Origin of the sequence: Nocardiopsis mwathae (assembly GCF_014201195.1) — a bacterium.
In the GTDB taxonomy this organism is placed as follows: domain Bacteria; phylum Actinomycetota; class Actinomycetes; order Streptosporangiales; family Streptosporangiaceae; genus Nocardiopsis_C; species Nocardiopsis_C mwathae.
In genome coordinates, this window is record NZ_JACHDS010000001.1 from 3504103 (window position 1) to 3524415 (window position 20313).

Annotated in this window: 14 protein-coding genes; 6 read left to right on the forward strand and 8 right to left on the reverse strand. The window is 71.0% G+C overall.

Annotation, left to right across the window (positions count from 1 at the left end; genetic code table 11):
• Nucleotides 1–138 precede the first annotated feature (138 nt).
• Nucleotides 139–663: an Lrp/AsnC family transcriptional regulator gene (locus tag HNR23_RS15095; RefSeq protein WP_184076181.1), complete on the forward strand. Its 525-nt coding sequence runs from the start codon at nucleotides 139–141 to the stop codon at nucleotides 661–663.
• Here the strand turns inward: HNR23_RS15095 and HNR23_RS15100 are convergent.
• From HNR23_RS15100 to HNR23_RS15110, 3 genes are all read right to left on the reverse strand, one after another.
• Nucleotides 624–2363: a flavin monoamine oxidase family protein gene (locus HNR23_RS15100; RefSeq protein WP_184076182.1), complete on the reverse strand. Its 1740-nt coding sequence runs from the start codon at nucleotides 2361–2363 to the stop codon at nucleotides 624–626. The genes HNR23_RS15095 and HNR23_RS15100 overlap by 40 nt on opposite strands.
• Nucleotides 2364–2455: 92 nt before the next feature.
• Nucleotides 2456–3304 (reverse strand): carbon-nitrogen hydrolase family protein, encoded by an 849-nt coding sequence (locus HNR23_RS15105; protein WP_184076183.1) that lies wholly within the window; start codon nucleotides 3302–3304, stop codon nucleotides 2456–2458.
• 399 nt (nucleotides 3305–3703) lie between these two features.
• Entirely contained in the window at nucleotides 3704–5191 is a 1488-nt protein-coding gene (locus tag HNR23_RS15110; protein ID WP_184076184.1) for an amino acid permease, read from the reverse strand.
• Between the two features lie 269 nt (nucleotides 5192–5460).
• On the opposite strand from HNR23_RS15110, the gene HNR23_RS15115 reads away from it, so the two are divergent.
• Nucleotides 5461–5730, forward strand: coding sequence for a PIN domain-containing protein (locus HNR23_RS15115; RefSeq protein ID WP_221308697.1), 270 nt, complete (start codon nucleotides 5461–5463; stop codon nucleotides 5728–5730).
• Between the two features lie 77 nt (nucleotides 5731–5807).
• Here HNR23_RS15115 and ispG read toward each other — a convergent pair whose 3' ends face one another.
• From ispG to dxr, 3 genes are all read right to left on the reverse strand, one after another.
• A complete protein-coding gene (gene ispG, locus HNR23_RS15120) occupies nucleotides 5808–6965 on the reverse strand; it encodes a flavodoxin-dependent (E)-4-hydroxy-3-methylbut-2-enyl-diphosphate synthase (RefSeq protein ID WP_184076185.1) in 1158 nt (385 codons plus the stop codon).
• A gap of 314 nt (nucleotides 6966–7279) precedes the next feature.
• Nucleotides 7280–8638 carry a M50 family metallopeptidase gene (locus HNR23_RS15125; RefSeq protein ID WP_184076186.1) on the reverse strand — a complete coding sequence of 453 codons (1359 nt, stop codon included), beginning with the start codon at nucleotides 8636–8638 and terminating at the stop codon, nucleotides 7280–7282.
• Nucleotides 8639–8657: 19 nt separating this feature from the next.
• Nucleotides 8658–9857, reverse strand: a complete 1200-nt coding sequence (gene dxr / locus HNR23_RS15130) for a 1-deoxy-D-xylulose-5-phosphate reductoisomerase (RefSeq protein WP_184080365.1) — start codon at nucleotides 9855–9857, stop codon at nucleotides 8658–8660.
• 417 nt (nucleotides 9858–10274) lie between these two features.
• Here dxr and HNR23_RS15135 point away from each other — a divergent pair, with 417 nt between their 5' ends.
• On the forward strand, nucleotides 10275–11882 hold the full coding sequence (locus HNR23_RS15135) for a CocE/NonD family hydrolase (RefSeq protein WP_184076187.1): 1608 nt from the start codon (nucleotides 10275–10277) through the stop codon (nucleotides 11880–11882).
• A gap of 120 nt (nucleotides 11883–12002) precedes the next feature.
• Nucleotides 12003–13031, forward strand: coding sequence for a trypsin-like serine peptidase (locus HNR23_RS15140; RefSeq protein WP_246421771.1), 1029 nt, complete (start codon nucleotides 12003–12005; stop codon nucleotides 13029–13031).
• 94 nt (nucleotides 13032–13125) lie between these two features.
• Here the strand turns inward: HNR23_RS15140 and HNR23_RS15145 are convergent, their stop codons facing one another.
• Nucleotides 13126–14571, reverse strand: coding sequence for a sodium/glutamate symporter (locus HNR23_RS15145; RefSeq protein WP_184076188.1), 1446 nt, complete (start codon nucleotides 14569–14571; stop codon nucleotides 13126–13128).
• Nucleotides 14572–14901: 330 nt separating this feature from the next.
• Complete coding sequence (locus HNR23_RS15150; protein ID WP_184076189.1) at nucleotides 14902–16326, reverse strand: aldehyde dehydrogenase family protein; 1425 nt, start codon at nucleotides 16324–16326, stop codon at nucleotides 14902–14904.
• A gap of 370 nt (nucleotides 16327–16696) precedes the next feature.
• Between HNR23_RS15150 and dacB the strand changes: the two genes are divergently transcribed.
• A complete protein-coding gene (dacB, locus tag HNR23_RS15155; RefSeq protein WP_184076190.1) occupies nucleotides 16697–18319 on the forward strand; it encodes a D-alanyl-D-alanine carboxypeptidase/D-alanyl-D-alanine endopeptidase in 1623 nt (540 codons plus the stop codon).
• Nucleotides 18320–18523: 204 nt separating this feature from the next.
• Nucleotides 18524–20308 carry a coiled-coil domain-containing protein gene (locus HNR23_RS15160; protein WP_184076191.1) on the forward strand — a complete coding sequence of 595 codons (1785 nt, stop codon included), beginning with the start codon at nucleotides 18524–18526 and terminating at the stop codon, nucleotides 20306–20308.
• Nucleotides 20309–20313: the final 5 nt, after the last annotated feature.

The following is a 20313-nucleotide window of genomic DNA, read 5'->3' on the forward strand; positions in this document are numbered from 1 at the left end:
CGCCCCGCCTTCCGCCCGTCGGTGATCACTCGAATTCTCTACGTGATCGTGCGCGGCGGGGTGAAACGACACGGTGGCCGCCGACGATGTGATGGCTCGATAACATCGTTCTCCGACCTGCGGAGCGAGGGAGCCACATTGCGTTTGGATCGCGTCGACGAGCGGATCATCGCCATTCTCGGCGCCGACGCGCGGACCAGTTTCGCCGATATCGGCGCGGCCGTGGGGCTCTCCGCGTCGGCGGTGAAGCGGCGGCTGGACCGGCTGGTGGAGTCGGGTGCCGTGCGCGGCTTCACCGTGATCCTGGAGCCCGCCGCCATCGGCTGGACCACCGAGGCGTTCATCGAGGTGTACTGCCGCCCCCGCACGTCGCCGGCCGAGATCAAGGCCGGGCTGACCGGGTACGCCGAGGTGACGTCGGCCTGCACCGTGACGGGTGAGGCCGACGCCATGGTCCAGGTCCGGGCCAGGGACATGCAGCACCTGGAGGAGACCATCGAGCGCATCTGCGCCGAGCCGTTCGTGGTGCGGACCAAGAGCACGCTGGTGCTGTCCCGGCTGGTGGACCAGTCGATGCTGAGCGGGTCGGCCGACCGCCCGTCGGCGGGCGGTCGGCCCTCGGCTCAGTCCTCGGGGAGCTCGACCGGCGCGACGTCGTCGTAGCGGTCGCCCGGTCCCGGGTTGAGGGGGTCGGTGGAGCCGCCGAAGTGGGTCATCACGCCCCACACGGCGTTCAGCGCGGTCTGCACGGCGCCTTCGGCCCACCCCGCGGTCCAGGAGATGTCGTCGCCCGCGAGGAAGAGGCCGCGGTGGTGCTCCTCCAGCCGGTCCTGCTTGAAGTGGGTGAACAGGCGGCGCTGGTAGCGGTAGTGGCCGGGCAGGTTGGCCTTGAACGCGCCCATGAAGTAGGGCTCGTCCTCCCAGGAGACGGTGACGGGGTCGCCGATGATGTGCGAGCGGATGTCCACGTCCGGGTAGACCTTGGCCAGCGAGTTGAGCATGACCTCCATGCGCTCGTTGGCCGACAGCGGCAGCCACTTCAGCGAGTCGTCGCACCAGGTGTAGGACAGGCAGATGGCGGCGGGGCCGTCCCCGTCACCGTCCAGCAGGTAGGTGCCGCGGGTCATCCGGTCGGTGAGCGTCATGCTCATGGTCTCGCGCCCGGTGGCGGGGTCGACGTCGCGCCAGAACGGGCGGTCCACGGGCACGAACAGCTTGGAGGACTCCATGTAGTGGGTGCGCTCGATCGCGGTCCAGTGGTCGATGGGCAGGAGTCCCTCGTCGCACTCGATCTTGCTGAGCAGCATCCAGCTCTGTGCGGTGAAGACGGCGGCCGGGTAGGTGCGGATCGAACCGGAGGCGTCGGTGACGGTGATGTTGCCCGGTCCCCCGCCCGGGGCCGCGGTGCGGCGCAGCCCGGTGACGGCCGGCCGGGGTCGGCCGTCGTGCAGCGAGGAGAGGCTGGTGCCGGTGGGCCAGTGGACCAGCTTGGCCGGCGCGTCCTCCCACAGCCGCTGCGGGAGCTGCTGGCAACCGCCGACGATGCTGAGGTGGTCGTCGTCGGCGCCGGTGTAGGTGACGCGCAGGATCTCCAGGATCGAGTTGGGGAAGTCGGTGTCCCAGCCGCCGGTGCCGAAGCCCACCTGGCCGAAGATCTCCCGGTAGCGGAAGGAGGAGAACTCCGGGGAGTCGCAGAGGAAGCCGTAGAAGGTCTGGTTGTCCAGCTCCGCGACGAGCCCGTTCCAGATCTCCTTCATCCGGGCGACGTCGCGGTCGCGGATGGCCTGCTGCATCTCGGTGTGCCGGGCGCCCCGCTCCAGGGTGTCGTTCCAGGCGCGGGCGACCGCACCGTAGACCTCGGGGAGGTCGTCGGTGGTGCGGGCGTAGTGCGACTCGCCCTTGAGGTCGATGACGGTGCTGGGGGTGTCGGGGGCCAGCGGGTTGGGGAACGGGGTGGTGCCCAGGCCCATCTTGTCGACGTAGTGGAAGAAGGTGGTCGAGGACGGCGGGAAGCGCATGGCGCCCATCTCGGCCACGACGTTCTCGGCGGAGTCGGGGACCGACGGGAAGCGCTCGGTGCGCAGCCGCCCGCCGATCCGGTCGGCCTCGTAGACGACCGGCTTGAGGCCCATCTTCATCAGCTCGTAGGCGGCCACGATGCCCGACAGGCCGCCGCCGATGACGGCCACTTCGGTGCCGTGGTGCTCGGCGGGGACGGAGCCGAGGCCGGCGGGGTGCGCCAGGAACTCGTCATAGGCGAACGGGAAGTCGGGGCCGCACATGTTCAGCGGCGCCTGCGACGACGCGGCGGCGGACTCCGATGCCTCGGTGTTGGGCACGGCGGTGGGCACAGCGGACGTCATGGGGGTGGTTCCTCCAGGTGGGCGCGGTCAGCGGATGAGCGGCGCGGGGTGTCGGATGGCGTCGACCGCGGGAGCGCGGCCGGTGGCCCGGGTCAGGGGGCGGTGAGGGCCGAGTACAGCTCGGGTCGGCGGTCGTCGAGGTAGGGGGTGGCGGCGCGGGCCGCCCGCAGCACGGCGGTGTCGACGTCGGCCACCAGCAGCCGCTCGTCGGCCCCGGCGCGCAGAACCTCGCCGCCGTCCGGCCCGACCAGGCAGCTCAGCCCGCAGTAGTCCAACTCGCCCTCGCGGTCGCAGCGGTTGACGTAGGCGACGAAGAGCCCGTTCTCCAGCGCGCGGGCCGGGACGATCGTGGTGGCCACGCCGGTGTGCGGGAGCATCAGCGCGGTGGGCACCAGCAGCAGTTCGGTGCCGGCCAGCGCGTGGGCCCGGACGATCTCGGGGAACTCGACGTCGTAGCAGATGAGCAGGCCGAGGCGGACACCGTCGAGGGTGGCCTGGACGACCGGTCGGCCGCCCGGGGCGAAGGCGGCGCGGTCGAGGTCGCCGAAGAGGTGGTTCTTGCGGTACTCCGCGAGCACGGCGCCGGAGGGGTCGACCAGGCGCACCGTGTTGTACACCCGATCGCCGTCGCGCTCGGGATACCCGTAGAGGAGGGCGATGCCGCTCTGTGCGGCGATCCGGGCGACCTCGGTGTGCAGCGGTCCGTCGGCGCCCTCGGCCAGGCGGGCGATGCCGTCGCCGATGTTGTAGCCGGTCATGGACATCTCGGGGCCGACCATGAGTCGGGCTCCGGCCGCGGCGGCCGCGTGGGCGCGGCCCTCCAGCCGCCGCAGGGCGCTGTCGACGTCACCGCTGGTGCCGGTGCCCTGGTCCAGGGCGACGCGCAGCACCGCTCCCGGGTCGGTGGCACCGGCACCGGTCGGGTTCGCAAGCCTGGTCATGGGGGTCCTCCCATCGTTCCCGTCGACGGCGGGCCGATCCGCGGTGGCCGGCCGCCCGATCCACTGTAGACGCAATGCCCGGCCAGAATATTGCGCTCCACCTGGATATTCATTGCGTTGTTCCGGAACGCTCAAGCGAATCGTTGACGACTCGTGGGAAATCACGGACGAAACGGGAGCGGGGGTGGTGCCGACGGTCGGACCGTCGGCACCACCCCCGCGTCGCCGGCTCACGCCCTGGGGCGTGTTTGGCGGATGCTTTCCGGTGAGCGAGCGGCCGTCCGGGGCGGCGCTCGCAAGCCGCTTCACGAAGTCAATCCAGGTCGGCTTCACGAGTGGAGCGGCGCAGCGAGCGTCGTTCCGGTGGCCGCGAGCCGGGAATGATCCGTCAAACACGCCCTAGGGGCGCTGCTCCGCGGGGGCGGCGGTGGCCTCCGCCTCCAGCCGGGAGTTGCGCATGCTGTAGCCGAAGTAGATCACCAGGCCGGCGGCCAGCCAGAGACCGAAGGTGACCCAGGTGGCCACGCCCATGCTCAGCATCAGGTAGGCGCAGGACAGCACGCCCAGTACCGGGGTGAGCGGGGCGAAGGGCACCCGGAAGTTGCGGGGCAGCTCCGGGCGGTTCCGGCGCAGCACCAGCACGGCCACGTTGACCAGCGCGAAGGCGAACAGGGTGCCGATGCTGGTGGCGTCGGCCAGGTGGCCGAGCGGGACCAGGGCGGCGAGCACGGCGATGAACGCGGTGATGATGATGGTGTTCCACCGCGGGGTGCCGTTGGCGTCGACCTTGGAGAAGATCTTCGGGATGAGGCCGTCGCGGGACATCGCGAACAGGATGCGGGTCTGGCCGTAGAGCACGACCAGCACGACGCTGGCGATCGCGATGACCGCGCCGGCCGCGAAGACGACCGACCAGATCGGGGTGCCGGTGACCTCGGTGAGGATCTGGGCCAGGGTGGCCTCGGTCTCGCCGAAGATGCCCCACGGCACCGCGCCCACGGCGGCGAAGGCGACCAGGCAGTACAGCGCGGTCACGATGATCATCGAGAGCATGATCGCGCGCGGGAGGTCCCGCTGCGGGTTCTTGGCCTCCTCACCGGCGGTGGAGGCGGCGTCGAACCCGATATAGGAGAAGAACAGGGTGGCGCCGGCGGCACTCACGCCCGCCATGCCCAGCGGCATGAAGGGGGCGAAGTTGCCGTCCTGCACGGCGGTGATGGCGATGGCCACGAACATGACCAGCACGCCGAGCTTGATGACGACCATGACGCTGTTCAGCCACGCGCTCTCGCGGATGCCGACCAGCAGCGCGGCCATCGCCAGCACGACCACCACGGCCGCGGGGATGTTGATGATCCCGCCCTCGGCGCCCGGCGGCTGCGTGAGGCCTTCCGGCAGGCTGATGCCGGTGACGAGGAAGAGGAGCTGGTTGATGTACTCACCCCAGCCCACGGCGACGGCGGCCACCGACACCCCGTAGGTGAGCATCAGACACCAGCCGCACACCCAGGCGACGAGCTCGCCCATGGTGGCGTACGAGTAGGAGTAGGCCGAGCCGGAGGCCGGGATCATCCCGGCGAGCTCGGCGTAGGCGAGCGCGGAGAAGAGCGCGGTGATGCCCGCGATCACGAACGCCAGGATGACGGCCGGCCCGGCGACCGGCACTGCCTCGCCGAGCACGACGAAGATGCCGGTGCCCAGGGTGGCGCCGATGCTGATCATCGTCAGCTGCGCCAGTCCCATCGACCGCCTCAGGCTGCCGCCCTGGCCCTGGCCGGTCTCGTCGACCAGCCGCTCCACCGGCTTGCACCGCTTGATGCGCGTACCGATCCCGGTCGGAGCCGGGGCTGCGGCTTGTTTCTGCGCGGTGTCCTCGACCAACTGCATGCTCCTCGGGGGGTGTCGGAGGGAACGCACGGCGTGCACGACGACGTACGGACGCACGTGGATGTACGGGAGAGCGCCTCCGGCGACACGGGAAGGTCGGCATCATGCGCCACACATGTACCGATATGCCGGAAAAGCACCGTTGCAACGGTACCCGTGTTACCTGGGCAACAGAACCATCATCCTTTGCAGGATCAAGGTGAACACCCTGCAAACGTTGCCCCCACGCGCAATGAAACGCACGCAATTGTGCGTGATGTCACATTTGCCTGTGGCGCGGACGTCATGATCGACATCACCCCACACCAGAACGCGAGGTGGTAAATTTCTGTGTCTCCTACTCCGACCGTGTGCTCCCGATCACCGCGGACATAACCGAGGAGTGGGGGCGCCTGAGCGTTCCCGACCCTCTGCCCGTGATCGACGGCCTGTCGGCGGCGACGGCAAAGGTGCACGGACTGACGCTCGTGACCCGCAACACCAAGGACGTCCGTCGACCCGGCGTGGACCTGCTCGACCCTTTCACCTTCGGGAAGTAGCACGAACGGGCGGGGAGCCGTCGGCTCTCCGCCCGTTCGTGGGGTCGGGTGCGGTGTCCGCGACACCGGGAACTCGGTCAGTCGGCCACCGAGACGCTGGGTTCGCCCGACTCCGCGCCGGAGTCCTTCATCTCCTCGGCCAGCCGCATGGCCTCCTCGATCAGCGTCTCCACGATCTTGGACTCGGGGACGGTCTTGATGACCTCGCCCTTGACGAAGATCTGGCCCTTGCCGTTGCCCGAGGCCACACCGAGGTCGGCGTCGCGCGCCTCGCCCGGCCCGTTGACGACGCAGCCCATGACGGCCACCCGCAGCGGCACGTCCATGCCCTCCAGGCCGGCGGTGACCTCGTCGGCCAGCGTGTAGACGTCGACCTGGGCGCGGCCGCAGCTCGGGCAGGAGACGATCTCCAGGCCGCGCTCACGCAGGCCGAGCGACTCCAGGATCTGGTTGCCGACCTTGACCTCCTCGGCCGGAGGCGCCGACAGCGACACCCGGATCGTGTCGCCGATGCCCTCGGCGAGAAGCGCTCCGAAGGCCACCGAGGACTTGATCGTGCCCTGGAAGGCCGGGCCGGCCTCGGTGACGCCCAAGTGCAGCGGGTAGTCGCACTGCTCGGCGAGCAGGCGGTAGGCGTTGATCATCACGACCGGGTCGTTGTGCTTGACCGAGATCTTGATGTCGCGGAAGCCGTGCTCCTCGAACAGCGAGCACTCCCACAGCGCCGACTCCACCAGCGCCTCGGGGGTGGCCTTGCCGTACTTGGCCATCAGGCGCTTGTCCAGCGACCCGGCGTTGACGCCGATGCGGATCGGCACACCCGCGTCGCTCGCCGCCTTGGCGATCTCGCCGACCTTGTCGTCGAACTTCTTGATGTTGCCCGGGTTGACGCGCACCGCCGCGCAGCCCGCGTCGATCGCGGCGAAGACGTACTTGGGCTGGAAGTGGATGTCGGCGATCACCGGGATCTGCGACTTCTTCGCGATGATCGGCAGTGCCTCGGCGTCGTCGGCGCTGGGCACCGCGACCCGCACGATCTGGCAGCCGGAGGCGGTGAGCTCGGCGATCTGCTGCAGCGTGGAGTTGATGTCCGCGGTCACCGTCGTCGTCATCGACTGGACGGACACCGGCGCGTCGCCGCCCACGGGCACGTTTCCGACCATGATCTGCCTCGATCGGCGCCGGGTCGCGAGCGGGCGCGGGGGCGCTGAGGGCATTCCGAGATCGATGGTCACGCAGTCTCACTCCTCGGCCACCGGAGTCGGCCGGCGGCGTCGCTTGACGAAGTCATGAGTACCTAGGGGCACTTGGGCACCTGGCGGTACGCGGGGGCCGACGAGGCACCACGGTACCGGGAGGCACCGACGTACCGTCCTGGCACGCGCGCGGCGCCTCGGGCGGACGCGGAAGGGACCTCGCGTGCCTGCGTCCGCGTATGCCAGATTACCGGCCCTGCGTGGGACAGTGCGCCGAATGTGGGCGAAACAACGGGTGATGAGACGTCTGCGTCCTGTGTCTTCTCACGCCCGCACCTCGCCCGCGCCCGGCGTCACTGGACCAGGCGGACCGGGTTCACCACATCGGCGACGAGCAGCATCAGGCTGAACGCGATGAAGCACACCACGACGATGTAGGCCACCGGCATGAGCTGGGCGACGTCGAACGGCCCGGGGTCGGGGCGGCGGAAGAGCCGCGCGAGGTTGCGGCGCAGCGACTCCCACATCGCCCCCACGATGTGGCCGCCGTCCAGCGGCAGGATCGGCAGCATGTTGAAGGCGAACAGGAACAGGTTGACGCCGGCCAGCATGTTCAGCAGGAAGGCGGTGCGCTCGACGAGCGGGATCGGCTGGGAGAGGATCTCCCCGCCGATGCGCGAGGCGCCCACGATGCCGACCGGGGAGTCGATGGTGCGCTGCTCACCGAGGAAGGCGGCCCGGAACACGTCGTCGACCTTGGACGGCAGCGCGATGATCGCCTTGCCGACACCGACGACCATGTCGCCCATGTAGGCGGCGCTCTCGCCCGGCCCCATCGCCTGGCGCTCGCGGTCGAAGGTGATACCGAGGAATCCGGCGGTCTGCAGCTCGGGGACCTGTATACCCCGGTCGTCCTTGACCGGGTTCCCGTCGGCGTCGGTCTTGTAGACGATGTCGCCGTCGGCGTCGCGCGCCACGACCTGGTTCTCGATGAGGTCGGGCGTGAGCGTGTGGATCTCGCCGTCGCGCCGGACCTCGATCTCGGTCGGCCCGATCGCGTCGCGGATGGCCAGGTTGGCCGCCGCCCAGGTGGGCGTGGGCTCGCCGTCGACCCGGACGATCTCGTCGCCGGGCCGGAACCCGGCCGCGGCGGCCGGGCTCGGCGTGGCGTCCGCCGGGCACTCCGTCGACGTGGCGTCTGCGGGGACGACGCACTCGCTGACGGAGCCGACGGTCGTGGTGGGCTGCATGACACCGATGCCCATGAGCACGATCGAGAACAGGATGACCGCGAGGATCAGGTTCATCGCCGGGCCGGCCACCATGACGATCAGCCGCTTCCACGGCGCCCGCTGGTAGAAGAGGCGGTCCTCGTCACCGGGCCGGATCTCGACGTGGTTGGCCTCGCGGGCGTCCTCGATCATCGCCCGCCAGCGCGACATCGGCTTGCCGGAGGTGTCGCGCCGCTCGGCGGCCGGGGGGATCATCCCCACCATCCGGACGTAGCCGCCGAGGGGGATCAGCTTCACGCCGTACTCGGTGTCGCCCCACTTCCTCGACCAGAGGGTCTTGCCGAAGCCGACCATGTACTGGGTGCACCGGATGCCGAACATCTTCGCGGTGCCGAGGTGCCCGAGCTCGTGCCAGGCGATGGAGAACAGGAGCCCGAGGAAGAAGAGGATGATCCCGAGCGTGGTCAGAAGCGTGACCATAGACCTTCCATGCCTCTCGTCATGCGGACCGGGAGATCAGCTCCCGGGCCCGGTCGCGGGCCCACGCATCAGCCGCGTAGACATCGGCCAACGTGAGAGTGGAGCCGGTGTCCGGCTGCTGGTGCTCTGAGACTACCTGGGCGATGGTGTCCACGATCGCGGGAAATGCCAGCCTCCCGGCGAGAAACGCGTCGACCGCCTCCTCGTTGGCCGCGTTGTACACGGCGGGGGCGGTGCCCCCGGCGGCGCCGACCTCGCAGGCCAGATCGACCGCGGGGAACGCCTCGCCGTCCAGGGGTTCGAAGGTCCAGGTGTGCGCGGCGGTCCAGTCGACGGCCGGGGCGGCGGCGTCGACGCGGTGCGGCCAGCCGATGCCGTAGGCGATGGGGATGCACATGCTGGGCGGGCTGGCCTGGGCCAGGGTGGAGCCGTCGGTGTATTCGACCATGGAGTGGATCACCGACTGCGGGTGCACCACCACCTCGACCTTGGCCAGCGGGACGTCGAAGAGCAGGTGCGCCTCGATGACCTCCAGGCCCTTGTTGACCAGCGTTGCCGAGTTCACGGTGATGACCGGTCCCATGCTCCACGTGGGGTGGTCCAGCGCCTCCGCGGGGGTGACCGCGCCGAGTTCGGCGCGCGACCGGCCGCGGAAGGGACCGCCGCTGGCGGTGATGACGAGTTTGCGCACCTCCGCCGTCGGGGCGTGCACCTGGCCCATGGCCAGGCTGGTCAGCTCGTCGCCGAGGGCCCGGGGGTAGCACTGGGCGAGCGCGAAGTGCTCGGAGTCGACGGGGACGATCTGGCCGGGTTGGGCCACGGCCCGCACCAGCGGGCCGCCGATGATCAGCGACTCCTTGTTGGCCAGGGCGAGGAGGCTCCCGGCGCGCAGCGCGGCCAGGGTGGACTCCAGGCCCAGCGCCCCGGTGATGCCGTTGAGCACGACGTCGCACGGCCATGCGGCGAGTTCGGCGACCCCCTCGGCCCCGGCGAGGACCTTGGCGGGGTGGCCGCGCTCGCGCAGCCGCCGGCTCAGGTCGGCGGCCGCGTCGGGGTCGGCCACGGCCACGACCTCGACGCCGAGCGCGCAGGCCTGGTCGACGAGGAGGTCCGGGCGTCCGCCGCCGGCCGCCAGCCCCACGACCCGGAACCGGTCGGGGTTGCGATTGACCACGTCGATGGCCTGGGTGCCGATCGACCCCGTGGACCCGAGGATGATCACCTCCCGCCGCGGTGGGGAGGAGACGTCCTGGGCGAGTAGCTGTTCCGCGATACGCACGGTCCCATTCTCCCGTACCCGCGGGGCTGAACGTCTGCGCCGGGACGCGGGGCCGGACACACTCCGTCCCCGGGGCGACACGTTCGCGGACCACGCCCTTTACAAAACTGGCCGCCGTGTCTTAATTTAACTCCGACGTAAGTTACCTAACAGTCAACTACGTCGCATTCACCTACCCACGGGTCGGCCGACGGCAGACGGCCGGCACCGACCCGAGACGCGCAGCGGGCGCCCGGCGCCCGGGCCACGACCGCCGAACACCGGCGCGGTCACGGCCACCCGATGCCCGGTGGGCCGACCCGACCGACCCCAGGCCTGCCGATCCCCCGATCGCCCCGCACTTCCCGAGGTCGCACAATGCAGAGACTGTGGGCGGCACTGTCCGCTACCTTCGTCGCATTACTCACCGTGGTCGCATTCGCACCGCCCGCCACGGCGGATGCCGCCGTCGCGTCCACCGTCCAGTACCGCACCATCCCCGGCCACGACGGCGTCGGCATCCGGGCGATGGTGATCACCCCGACCAACGCCGAGGGCCCCTACCCGCTGCTGGTCATGCCATCGGCGTGGGGGACCAACAACCTGCTCTACGTGGGCGCGGGCCGAAAGCTCGCGCAGGAGTCCGGGTACCAGGTCATCAGCTACACCTCGCGCGGCTTCTGGGACTCCGGCGGCCAGATCGAGGTCGCCGGCCCGGAGGACATCGCCGACGCCCGCAAGGTCATCGACTGGGGCCTGGAGAACACCGATGCCGACCCCGACCGGATCGGCATGGCCGGGATCTCCTACGGCTCGGGCATCAGCATGCTCACCGCCGCCCAGGACGACCGGATCAAGGCCGTCGGGGCGATGAGCGGCTGGACCGACCTCGAATCCTCCCTCTACCCCAACGAGACGATCAGCTTCCAGGCGGTCGAGGTGCTGCTGGGCCTCGGCAAGCTCGCCGGCCGCCCCGGCGCCACCCTGCGGGAGGTCGAGCGCGAGTACCGCAGGGGCAACATCCAGCCGGCACTCGACATGGCCCAGGCCCGCTCGGTGCTGGACCGGGCCGACGCCCTCAACGCCAACGGCACCGCGGTCATGATCGCCCACGCCTGGAACGACGGCATCTTCCCGCCCGCGCAGCAGACCGAGCTGTTCGACCGGCTGACCGGCGCCAAGCGGATGATGATCTCGCCCGGCGACCACGCCACCCCGGAGGCGTTCGGCGCGGCCGGGCTGCCCAACGAGACCTGGGAGTCGCTGACCCGCTGGATGGACCACCACCTCAAGGGCGTCGACAACGGGATCGACGCCGAGGCCCCCGTCCAGCTCAAGCCGAACAACGGGCGCGGCCCGTGGACCGGCTATCCGGACTGGGAGTCGGCGTCGCCGGACGCCACGACGCTCTACCTCGGAAAGCCGAGCGCTTCGTGGACGCGCTGGCAGGCCACGGGCGGCCTGGAGGACGAGCCGCAGACCGACTGGACCTACGGCATCCGCGCCGGTGTCGGCACCACCGCCCGCAGCGGCACCCTGCTCGTCTCCGGTGCGCTGCAGCAGTTCGCCGACATCCCGACCGGAGTGCGCCTGCCCCTGGTGGACCGCTCGCGCGCGGGCGTGTGGACCGGGCCCGCCTACCCCGACGGCGTCCGTGTCAGCGGCGCGCCGCACGCCCGGTTCACCGTCGCCCCGACGGCCCGGGACCAGTCGCTCTTCGTCTACCTGTACGCGATCGACCGGCATGGGCGGGGCGCGCTGCTCACGCACAAGCCCTACACGGTGCGCGGCGCCGAACCGGGCACCCCGGTGACGGTCGACGTCGACCTTGAACCGGTGGTGTGGGACGTCCCGGCCGGGCACCGGCTGGCGCTCGTGGTCGACACCGCCGACAGGCGCTACACGAGCGAGAGCCGGGTGGGCCAGCGGGTGGTCTTCAGCTCACCCGAGGACAGCCCGTCGAGCCTGACGGTGCCCACCGCCTGATCCCGCTCCGACACGCCGGACGGCGCGACGTGCGCCCCATCTTCGGGTGGGGCGCACTTTTCGTCGTCCGACCCCCACCGCCCCCACTCGAAGTAGGGGTGGGATAACGGTGTGTATGGCATGCTCATGATCATGTTCTCGCCCCTCATCCCCCGGGTCCTCGGCCCCGTCGCGGCGCTCGGCCTGATCCTGGCCGCCGCGCCCGCCGGCGCGGTCGGCACCGCCGAGCCCCCCGGTGGCACCGCCCCCGCACCCGGCGCGGACGCCGCCGACGGCGCGGCCGGGATCGCCCGCCAGTCCGCCGAGCGGGGGCCGCTCGCCCGGGCGGACATCCTCGCCTACTGGACGCCCGAGCGGATGGACGCCGCGGTCCCGCTGGACCGGCTCCTGGACGACGTGCTGCCGTTCGTTTCGCTCGTCCCGCTCGCCGACGACATCCTCGCCGCCCCGCAGGCCCCGGCTCCGCGCGCCGACAGCACCGGTGAGCGGTGGACCCACGGCGGCCGGGTCACCCGGACCACCGGCAAGGCCTACCTGACGCTCGACGGCCGGGACTTCACCTGCAGCGGGTCGGTGGTGCACGCCGACAACCGGGACACGGTCCTCACCGCGGCGCACTGCCTGAAGGACGGGACGGGATCGTGGGCGCAGAACTGGACGTTCGTGCCGGGCTACGCCGACGGGCAGGCGCCCTACGGCCGCTTCACCGCCCGCGAGATGCTGGTGCCCGGCCAATGGGCACAGCGGACCGACGAGAGCTACGACTTCGGCGCGGCGGTGCTCGACACCTCCGGCGGGGTGCACGTCCAGGACCGGACGGGGGCGCAGCACGTCGCCTTCGGCCGCCAGCACGAGCACACCTACTCGTTCGGCTACCCGGCCACCGGCCACTACCGCGGCGCCCACCTGCACTACTGCTCGGGCGCCACCCGCGCCGACCGGGGCCGCACGTCCGCCAGCGGGATGCGCTGCGTGATGACCCAGGGGTCCAGCGGCGGCCCCTGGCTGGCCGACTTCGACCCGGCGACGGGCGTGGGCACACTGGTCTCGGTCATCAGCTTCAAGTACGTGACCGACCCGACGACGCAGTACGGCCCCCGCCTCGGCCCGGAGGCCCGGCGGCTGTACCGGCTCGCCCAGTCCCTGTGACACGCCGCCCCGGGGGGCTCGGGAGGGCCGCGGTCCCATCGGGGGTCCGGACCGTCCTCCCGGGTCCGCCGGGGCGGAGGCGGGACGGTGTGGGTCAGTGATCCGTACTGGCCGCCGGTGCGGGCGCTTCGGGTGCTCCGCGCCTGCGACCGAACACCATGAGGCCGAACGCCAGCGAGACGGCGAGCAGCACGGCCATGAAGACCAGCATCGGCATCGGGCCGAACGCCACGATCAGCGGGATCGCCGCCGCGGTGACCAGCCCGCCGCCGAAGAACGGCTCCAGCGCCAGCTGCTTGTAGCCGAAGGCGGGGTAGGCGGGCGTGCGCAGCTCGGGGTCGGCGATGCGCATCAGGATCAGGCCGGTGGCGGTCACGCCCATGGACTGGCCGAAGTCGCCGATGCCGCGCTCGAACCAGTAGTCGGGCAGCATCCGCGGCGCGAGGAACAGGAACGCGCCCACCGACCAGGCCAGGCCGCAGACGACCAGCAGCAGGAACGGCATGAAGTTGTCGGCCAGCACCTGCAGGGAGAGCGTGCCCAGGGCGGAGATGATCAGCATGTCCAGCGAGAAGCCCTGGATGCGCTCGATCATCTGCTGGTCGACGACCTGGTGCCGGTCGAACCGGTCGATGACGGCCTGGACGATGATGCCGCCGATCATCGCGATCGGGAAGAGCGGCACGTACTTGAAGAGCTCGATGGTGTCGGCCCAGAACAGCTGCTCGACCCACTGCATGGCCGACAGGATGACCTGGCCGACGATCACGGCGATGGCCAGCAGGCCGAAGTGCAGGGCCAGCGGTTCGATCGAGGAGGGGTGCACCGTCAGCGTGGCGGCCGAGCGGCGGTTCTCGCGCTCGACGATGCCCATCTGCTGGGAGACCGACGGCGTGGCGGACTTCTTCAGCTCGGCGGTCTTGTTGCGGCGCACGCCCCAGTTGATCAGGACGATGCCGAGGATGATGCCGGAGAGCAGGCCGACGGTGGCCATGCCGAGCGCGAGGTCCTGGCCCTGGGGGAAGCCGAAGTCGGCGAAGGTGTCGCCCAGGCCGGCGGCGGTTCCGTGCCCGCCCTCGAAACCGATCTCGATCAGCGCGCCGGTCAGCGGCGGCAGGCCGAACACGGGTCCGAGCACGATCAGCGCCAGCAGCAGGCCGATGACGTACTGGCCGCTGGCCAGGGTGAGCCCGAACATGATCTGCGGTCCGGCCATGCGGCCGGCCTCGCGGGCGCTGGGGATGCGGTGGCCGAGGAAGAGGCCGGCGAACACCACCGAGATCAGCAGGCCGGGCAGCTTGGACCACACCTCGCGGATGTCCTCGGTGAAGATCCCGGCCTCGGCGAAGCGGTCGGTGCCGAGCCACGACGCGATGGCCCCCAGCACGTCCGGGCCGAGGATCAGGGCGATGCCGCCACCGATGATCGAACTCGGGATGAACAGCGTCTGCGCCAGACGCCATCTGACCCGGATGAGCTTGGCGACCAGGAGAAGCACTCCGAGCAGGAGGAGCGCGAATCCGATGGTGTCGGGGGACATCCTTGTCCTTTCCACGTGGGAGCGCTTACGGAGTGTGTCCACGCCACCGCGCCCGGATGGCGTTCGCATTCCACTTCGATGTGAGCCACACCGCAGGTAACGGCGCCACGATGCTATGCCCCGTAAGGGACTCGTAAGTACGCACGCGACACGGCGGGACAGGCGAGGCCACCCCCACCGTAGTCACTCTCAGTAGCAAAGGCGGCACGTCCGGAAGTCGTGGCTTCCGGACGTGCCGCCATCCAGGGAGTTCGGGGACGACCTGCGGATACCCTGGCGCCCCCTGCAAGTTACCCGCCGGTCACCACCGCGCGGGACGGGTGACACTCGTCACAGGTCGACGCCGGTCAGCACCAGGACGCGCTCGTAGGTGAGGTCCTCCATCGCCGGGCGCACGCCCTCCTTGCCGACGCCGGACTTCTTCACCCCGCCGTAGGGCATCTGATCGGCGCGGAAGGTCGGCACGTCGCCGATGACCACGCCGCCCACCTCCAGCTCGCGGTGCGCCCGGAACGCCACCTGCACGTCGCGGGTGAACACCCCGGCCTGGAGCCCGAAGTCACCGTCGTTCACCGCGGCGAACGCCGCGTCCACACCGCTGACGCGGCTCACCACCAGCACGGGGCCGAACACCTCCTCGCGCACCACCCGGGAGTCGGCGGGCGCGTCGGCCAGGACGGTGGGGGCCAGGGTGACGCCGTCGCGCCCGCCCCCGGTGAGCAGTTCGGCGCCGCCGCGCACGGCCTCCTCGACCCACCCGGCGACGCGCTCGGCGGCCGCCTCGTCGATCATCGGCCCGACCTCGGTGGCCGGGTCGCGCGGGTCACCGGTCGGCAGCTCCTCGACCCGCCGCACCAGCTGCTCGACGAACGCGTCGTAGACGGCGTCCTCGACGATGACCCGCTGCACGCCGATGCACACCTGCCCGGCCTGGTTGTTGCCGAACAGGGCGATGCGGCGGGCCGCCCAGTCCAGGTCGGCGTCGGCGAGGACCACGGCCGCGGCGTTGCCGCCGAGCTCCAGGGTGACGTGCTTGTGCGGGGCCAGGCGCTGCAGCTCCCAGCCGAACTGGCCGCCGGTGAAGGAGATGACGGGCAGCCGCGGGTCGGTGATGAGCGGGGCGGCGCGCTCGTTGGGCATCGGCAGCACGGAGAACATGCCGCGGGGCAGGTCGGTCTCGGCCAGGATCTCGCCGAGCACCAGGGCGGTCATCGGGGTGGCGGGGGCGGGCTTGAGGATGATGGGCGCGCCGACGGCGATGGCCGGAGCCACCTTGTGGGCGACCAGGTTCAGCGGGAAGTTGAACGGCGAGATGCCCAGCACCGGGCCCTTGGGGACGCGGCGGATCAGCGCGATGCGGCCGGTGCCTCCGGGGTCGGTGTCGAGGCGCTGCAGCTCCCCGCTGTCGCGGCGGGCCTCCTCGGCGGCCAGGCGGAACACCGATACGGCCCGCCCGACCTCGCCGCGCGACCACTTCACGGGCTTGCCGCTCTCGGCGGTGATGATGTCGGCGATCTCCTCGGTGCGCTCGGCGAGCCGCCGGGAGACGTGCATGAGGGCTGCGGCGCGGACGTGCGCGGGCAGCGCCGCGGCCTCGGCCGCCACGGCGTCCGCGGCGGCCACGGCCTGCTCGATCTGGGCGGTGGAGGGCACCGCCACGGTTCCCGTGACCTTCCCGGTGTAGGGGTCGGTCACCGTGATCTCATCGTCGCCGGTGGCAGCAGCCCCGGCCAGCCAGAACGGACGCGTAGTCATGCCGACGACGCTAGTCCGCGCCGCCGCCTCGGATCTTGTCCACCACGGAGTGGGACCGAGGGCGGGTTGGCCCGTTCGTACAAGACGGGAGGGGTGCCCGCCCCGGCGCGGAATGGCAGAACGGCCGGGCATTTTCTGTACTGACCGAAACTCGGCGAGGAATATCGGGTTCACCGGCCGCGACACGTGAAAACCGAACCACACGCGCCCGCGGTTTCCCTATAACGGCCACCGGCGCGTGTAAATTGCGAATCCGAAACGCACGGGCGCCGCTGCCGCCGTACCCGGACCATCGTGAGCGAAAAATGGCAGCGGCGCCGCACCACCCGCTCCACCCGACACCGCACACAGATGAATAGGAAGGCGTCAGATGCCGGTCAGACGGGTCATCCCCCACGCTCGGACCCTGCTGTTCACCATCGCCACCAGCGCGGCTCTGGTCGTGTCGACCACCGTTCCCGCAACCGCCGACACCGCATCGGACGGCCGCGACGCACTCGCCGACCTCCGCAGGGACATCGACGCCATCCTCGACGACCCCGCCCTCGCGGGAGCGGTCTCCGGCGTCCTCGTGCGCAGTCTGTCCGAGGGCGACACCCTCTACGGCAGGGACGCCGCCACCCGCCTCATCCCCGCCTCCAACATGAAGCTGGTGACCGCGGCGGCCGCCATGGACGTCCTCGGCCCCGAGTACACCTTCCGCACCACCGTCTGGGCGGGAGAGGACCCCTCCGACGGCACGGTCGACGGCGACCTCTACATCGAGGGCACCGGCGACCCCGGCCTCACCGTCGACGCCTTCGCCGAACTGGCCGCAGAGGTCGCCGACAGCGGCGTGGCCGAGGTGACCGGCGACCTGCTGGCCGACGACACCTGGTTCGACGACACCCGCCTGCACCCCGACTGGGAGCGCGGCGACGAGCCCTTCTACTACGCCGCGCAGATCTCCGCGCTGACCGTCGCCGCCAACCAGGACCTGGACACCGGCGTCGTCAACGTCACCGCCGTCCCCGGCCCCCGCGTCGGCGCCCCGGCCGACGTGGCGCTGGAGCCGATGACCGACAACCTCTCGCTGGACAACCGGGCGGGCACCGGCCGACCCGGCGGCCAGCGCACCGTGGACGTACGCCGGCCCTCGGGAAGCAACGTGTTCACCGCCACCGGATCCCTCCCGCTCGGCGGGGCCCCCTACTCCACCCTGCGCACCGTGCACGAACCCACCGACCATGCCGCGCACGTCTTCGCCGACGCGCTGGCCGACGCGGGCGTCAAGGTGCACGGCACCGTCGGACGGGGCACCGTCCCCGGCGGCGCCGACGAGGTCGCCGTGCGCCACTCCGCCGAACTGAGCGACCTGCTGATCCCGTTCATGAAGCTCTCCAACAACGGGCACGGCGAGATCCTGATCAAGGCGATGGGCGCCGAGACCCGTGGCGAGGGCACCTGGCAGGCCGGGCTCACCCAGGTCAAACCGGCGCTCGACCGGATCGGCGCCGACGTCACCGCGCTGCGCCAGGCCGACGGTTCGGGGCTGTCGCGCGGCAACCTGATCCGCGCCGAGGGGGTGCTCAGCCTGCTCGACGCCGTGCGCGATGAGCCGTGGGCCGACGCCTGGCTGAGGTCGCTGCCCGTCGCCGGGGATTCGGACCGCATGGTCGGCGGGACGCTGCGCAACCGGATGGCCGGAACCCCGGCGGAGGGCAACGTGCGGGCCAAGACCGGCACACTGACCGGGGTCAGCGCCCTGTCGGGCTACGCGACCGCGGCCGACGGCGAGGAACTGGCCTTCGCGATCATCAACAACGGGCACCGGGGACCGGCTCCGCGCGGCGTCCAGGACGCGATCGCCGTGCGCCTGGCCGAGTTCTCCCGCACCGCACCGACCAGCGGCGATACTCCGGCGGACTACCGGGGCGGATCCGTGGCCCCGGCCCCTGACGCCCAGCGGCACGGCCGGGGCGACCTGGAGTGCACCTGGGCCGAAGCCTGCTGAGCCCGCGGGTCGCGGACGGGTCCCCGACCGTCCGCGACCCGCGGTGCGGGGCACTCCGCCCGCCGGCGGCGAAACCGCAGCTGGATTGGCAAAGCATCACCCATTAGGCCACAGTTGTCCTTGAGGGCCGATCCAGGTACGCCCATGCCGCAGGCCACGAGGTTCCACAGCCCTCCGGAGCCGGCCACCGACAGGAGATCAGGAGTGTCCCTCGTTTACCGCAGTATCGTCACGGTCCCGCAGGATCACGACGTCATCGCGTCGACCTCGGCGGTTCTCTCCGAATGGCTGAGCAAGCGCGGAACAGCGGGTGCGCGGGTCGATTTCGCCCGGTCGGGCGCCTATGAATTGAGTAAGCGTTCGCGGGCGATGGTGCTGCGGCACGAAAACCCCGACGAGGACATCACCTTCCTGCGGCTGACCACCGAGTCGGATAAACCGGACGGCGTCTGGCGCACCACGGTGACCGCGGTGCGGGACCCCAAGCGGCTCACCCACCGCTATATCTGGATCGACATGACCGTCGACCCGCGCGCGGGCATCTCCGGCAGCGAGCGCCTCGACATCGCCCCGCCCGACGCGGTGCGCATGCTGCTCGACAAGGTCCCCGGGTTCGACGGCGGCCACCGGCTCCCGGCGGTACCGCATATCGTGCGCGGCAAGGACGACACCGCGGTCCGCACGCTCCTCGACTCCGTCAACGACCCCGACCGCCGCCTGGCCATCGTCGTCACCGCCGCACCGGAGGACATGACCGTCGCCGGGTGGTGCGAGACCATGGGAAGCGTCCTGGCACGGTCGACCGGCATGTGCGCGGGCTATGTGCTCGACGCCGCCGCACACGAGGCCCTGGGGCGGATCCTGCCCCGGGGCTTCGACGTTCCGGCCGGGGGTGTGCGCACCTTCCTCCCCCGGGTCGACCTCAACGACGCGGCCGACTCGCTCCGACATCCCAGGATGAGCGCACAGACCCTGGACACCGCCCGCGACGGCGACCGGGTGCGCGCCTGGGTGAGCCTCGCGCTCGCCCGCTCGGTCCGCGACAACGCCCTGGAATCCCCCCTCCCGCCCGCGCTGCACGACATCGACGCACTGCTCAACGAGGAGGAGATCGACGCATTCATCCACGACGCGGAGGACGACCCCAGCGTCCCGTCGCGCCCCTCCCCGGTGGCCGCCGGAGGCGACCAGCAGGCCGCCGACTTCATCGAACTGCTCCGCACCCGGCTGGCCGACAAGTCCCACGAGGCCAACCGGCTGAGCACGGAGGCCAAGCGGCTCGGCACCCGCCTGGCCGAGCAGGTCAAGGAGAACGAGCGGCTCAACGCCGAACTGACCGAGCTCACCGAGGAGACCGACGCCGCCCGCGAGTCCCTGCACGCGGCCCAGCACGAGATCGCCTGGCTGCGCGAACGCCTCTGCCAGGAGGGCCTGTACCGGCTGGCCACGGAGTCGCCGCCGCCCGACCCCAGACGCCGCCCTCCACACAAGGTGGAGGACCTGCTCGACCGCATCACCGACGGCTCCAACTTCCCGCACCTCTACTTCACCATCGAGGACCACGACACCGTCCGCGAGCTCACCGGCAGCCGGAAGGAGAACCTGTGGGTGGCGCGCGCCTGGGAGGCACTGCTCGCCCTGGACGACTACGCGCGCTTCCAACTGGAGAACCCGGGCAGCGGCCTGAACTTCCACGGCTACCTGCGTGAACCGCCCGACGGCTACCGCGCCATCCCGGTCCGGCGACTGGCCTCGCGCGAGAGCGACCACGTGCGCAACCGCGAGAAGCTGAGCGAGAAGCGGGTCTTCAAGGTGCCCCACGAGGTCGACCCGCGCGGCGAGGTGCCCATGTTCGCCCACATCAAGCTCGACACCGAGTACGGCATCTGCCCGCGGCTGTACTTCTACCCCCACCTCGGCCCGCAGACCACCAACCGCATCTACATCGGCTACCTCGGCCGCCACCTCCCCGTCCAGCGGACCAACTGAGCGCC

What these genes read in the sequence shown, in the direction of transcription:
- HNR23_RS15100 (WP_184076182.1), bottom strand. Translation starts at nt 2,363, where the DNA reads ATGACGTCCGCTGTGCCCACCGCCGTGCCCAACACCGAGGCATCGGAG.
- HNR23_RS15105 (WP_184076183.1), bottom strand. Translation starts at nt 3,304, where the DNA reads ATGACCAGGCTTGCGAACCCGACCGGTGCCGGTGCCACCGACCCGGGA.
- HNR23_RS15110 (WP_184076184.1), bottom strand. Translation starts at nt 5,191, where the DNA reads ATGCAGTTGGTCGAGGACACCGCGCAGAAACAAGCCGCAGCCCCGGCT.
- HNR23_RS15125 (WP_184076186.1), bottom strand. Translation starts at nt 8,638, where the DNA reads ATGGTCACGCTTCTGACCACGCTCGGGATCATCCTCTTCTTCCTCGGG.
- HNR23_RS15135 (WP_184076187.1), top strand. Translation starts at nt 10,275, where the DNA reads ATGCAGAGACTGTGGGCGGCACTGTCCGCTACCTTCGTCGCATTACTC.
- HNR23_RS15140 (WP_246421771.1), top strand. Translation starts at nt 12,003, where the DNA reads ATGCTCATGATCATGTTCTCGCCCCTCATCCCCCGGGTCCTCGGCCCC.
- HNR23_RS15145 (WP_184076188.1), bottom strand. Translation starts at nt 14,571, where the DNA reads ATGTCCCCCGACACCATCGGATTCGCGCTCCTCCTGCTCGGAGTGCTT.
- HNR23_RS15150 (WP_184076189.1), bottom strand. Translation starts at nt 16,326, where the DNA reads ATGACTACGCGTCCGTTCTGGCTGGCCGGGGCTGCTGCCACCGGCGAC.
- dacB (WP_184076190.1), top strand. Translation starts at nt 16,697, where the DNA reads ATGCCGGTCAGACGGGTCATCCCCCACGCTCGGACCCTGCTGTTCACC.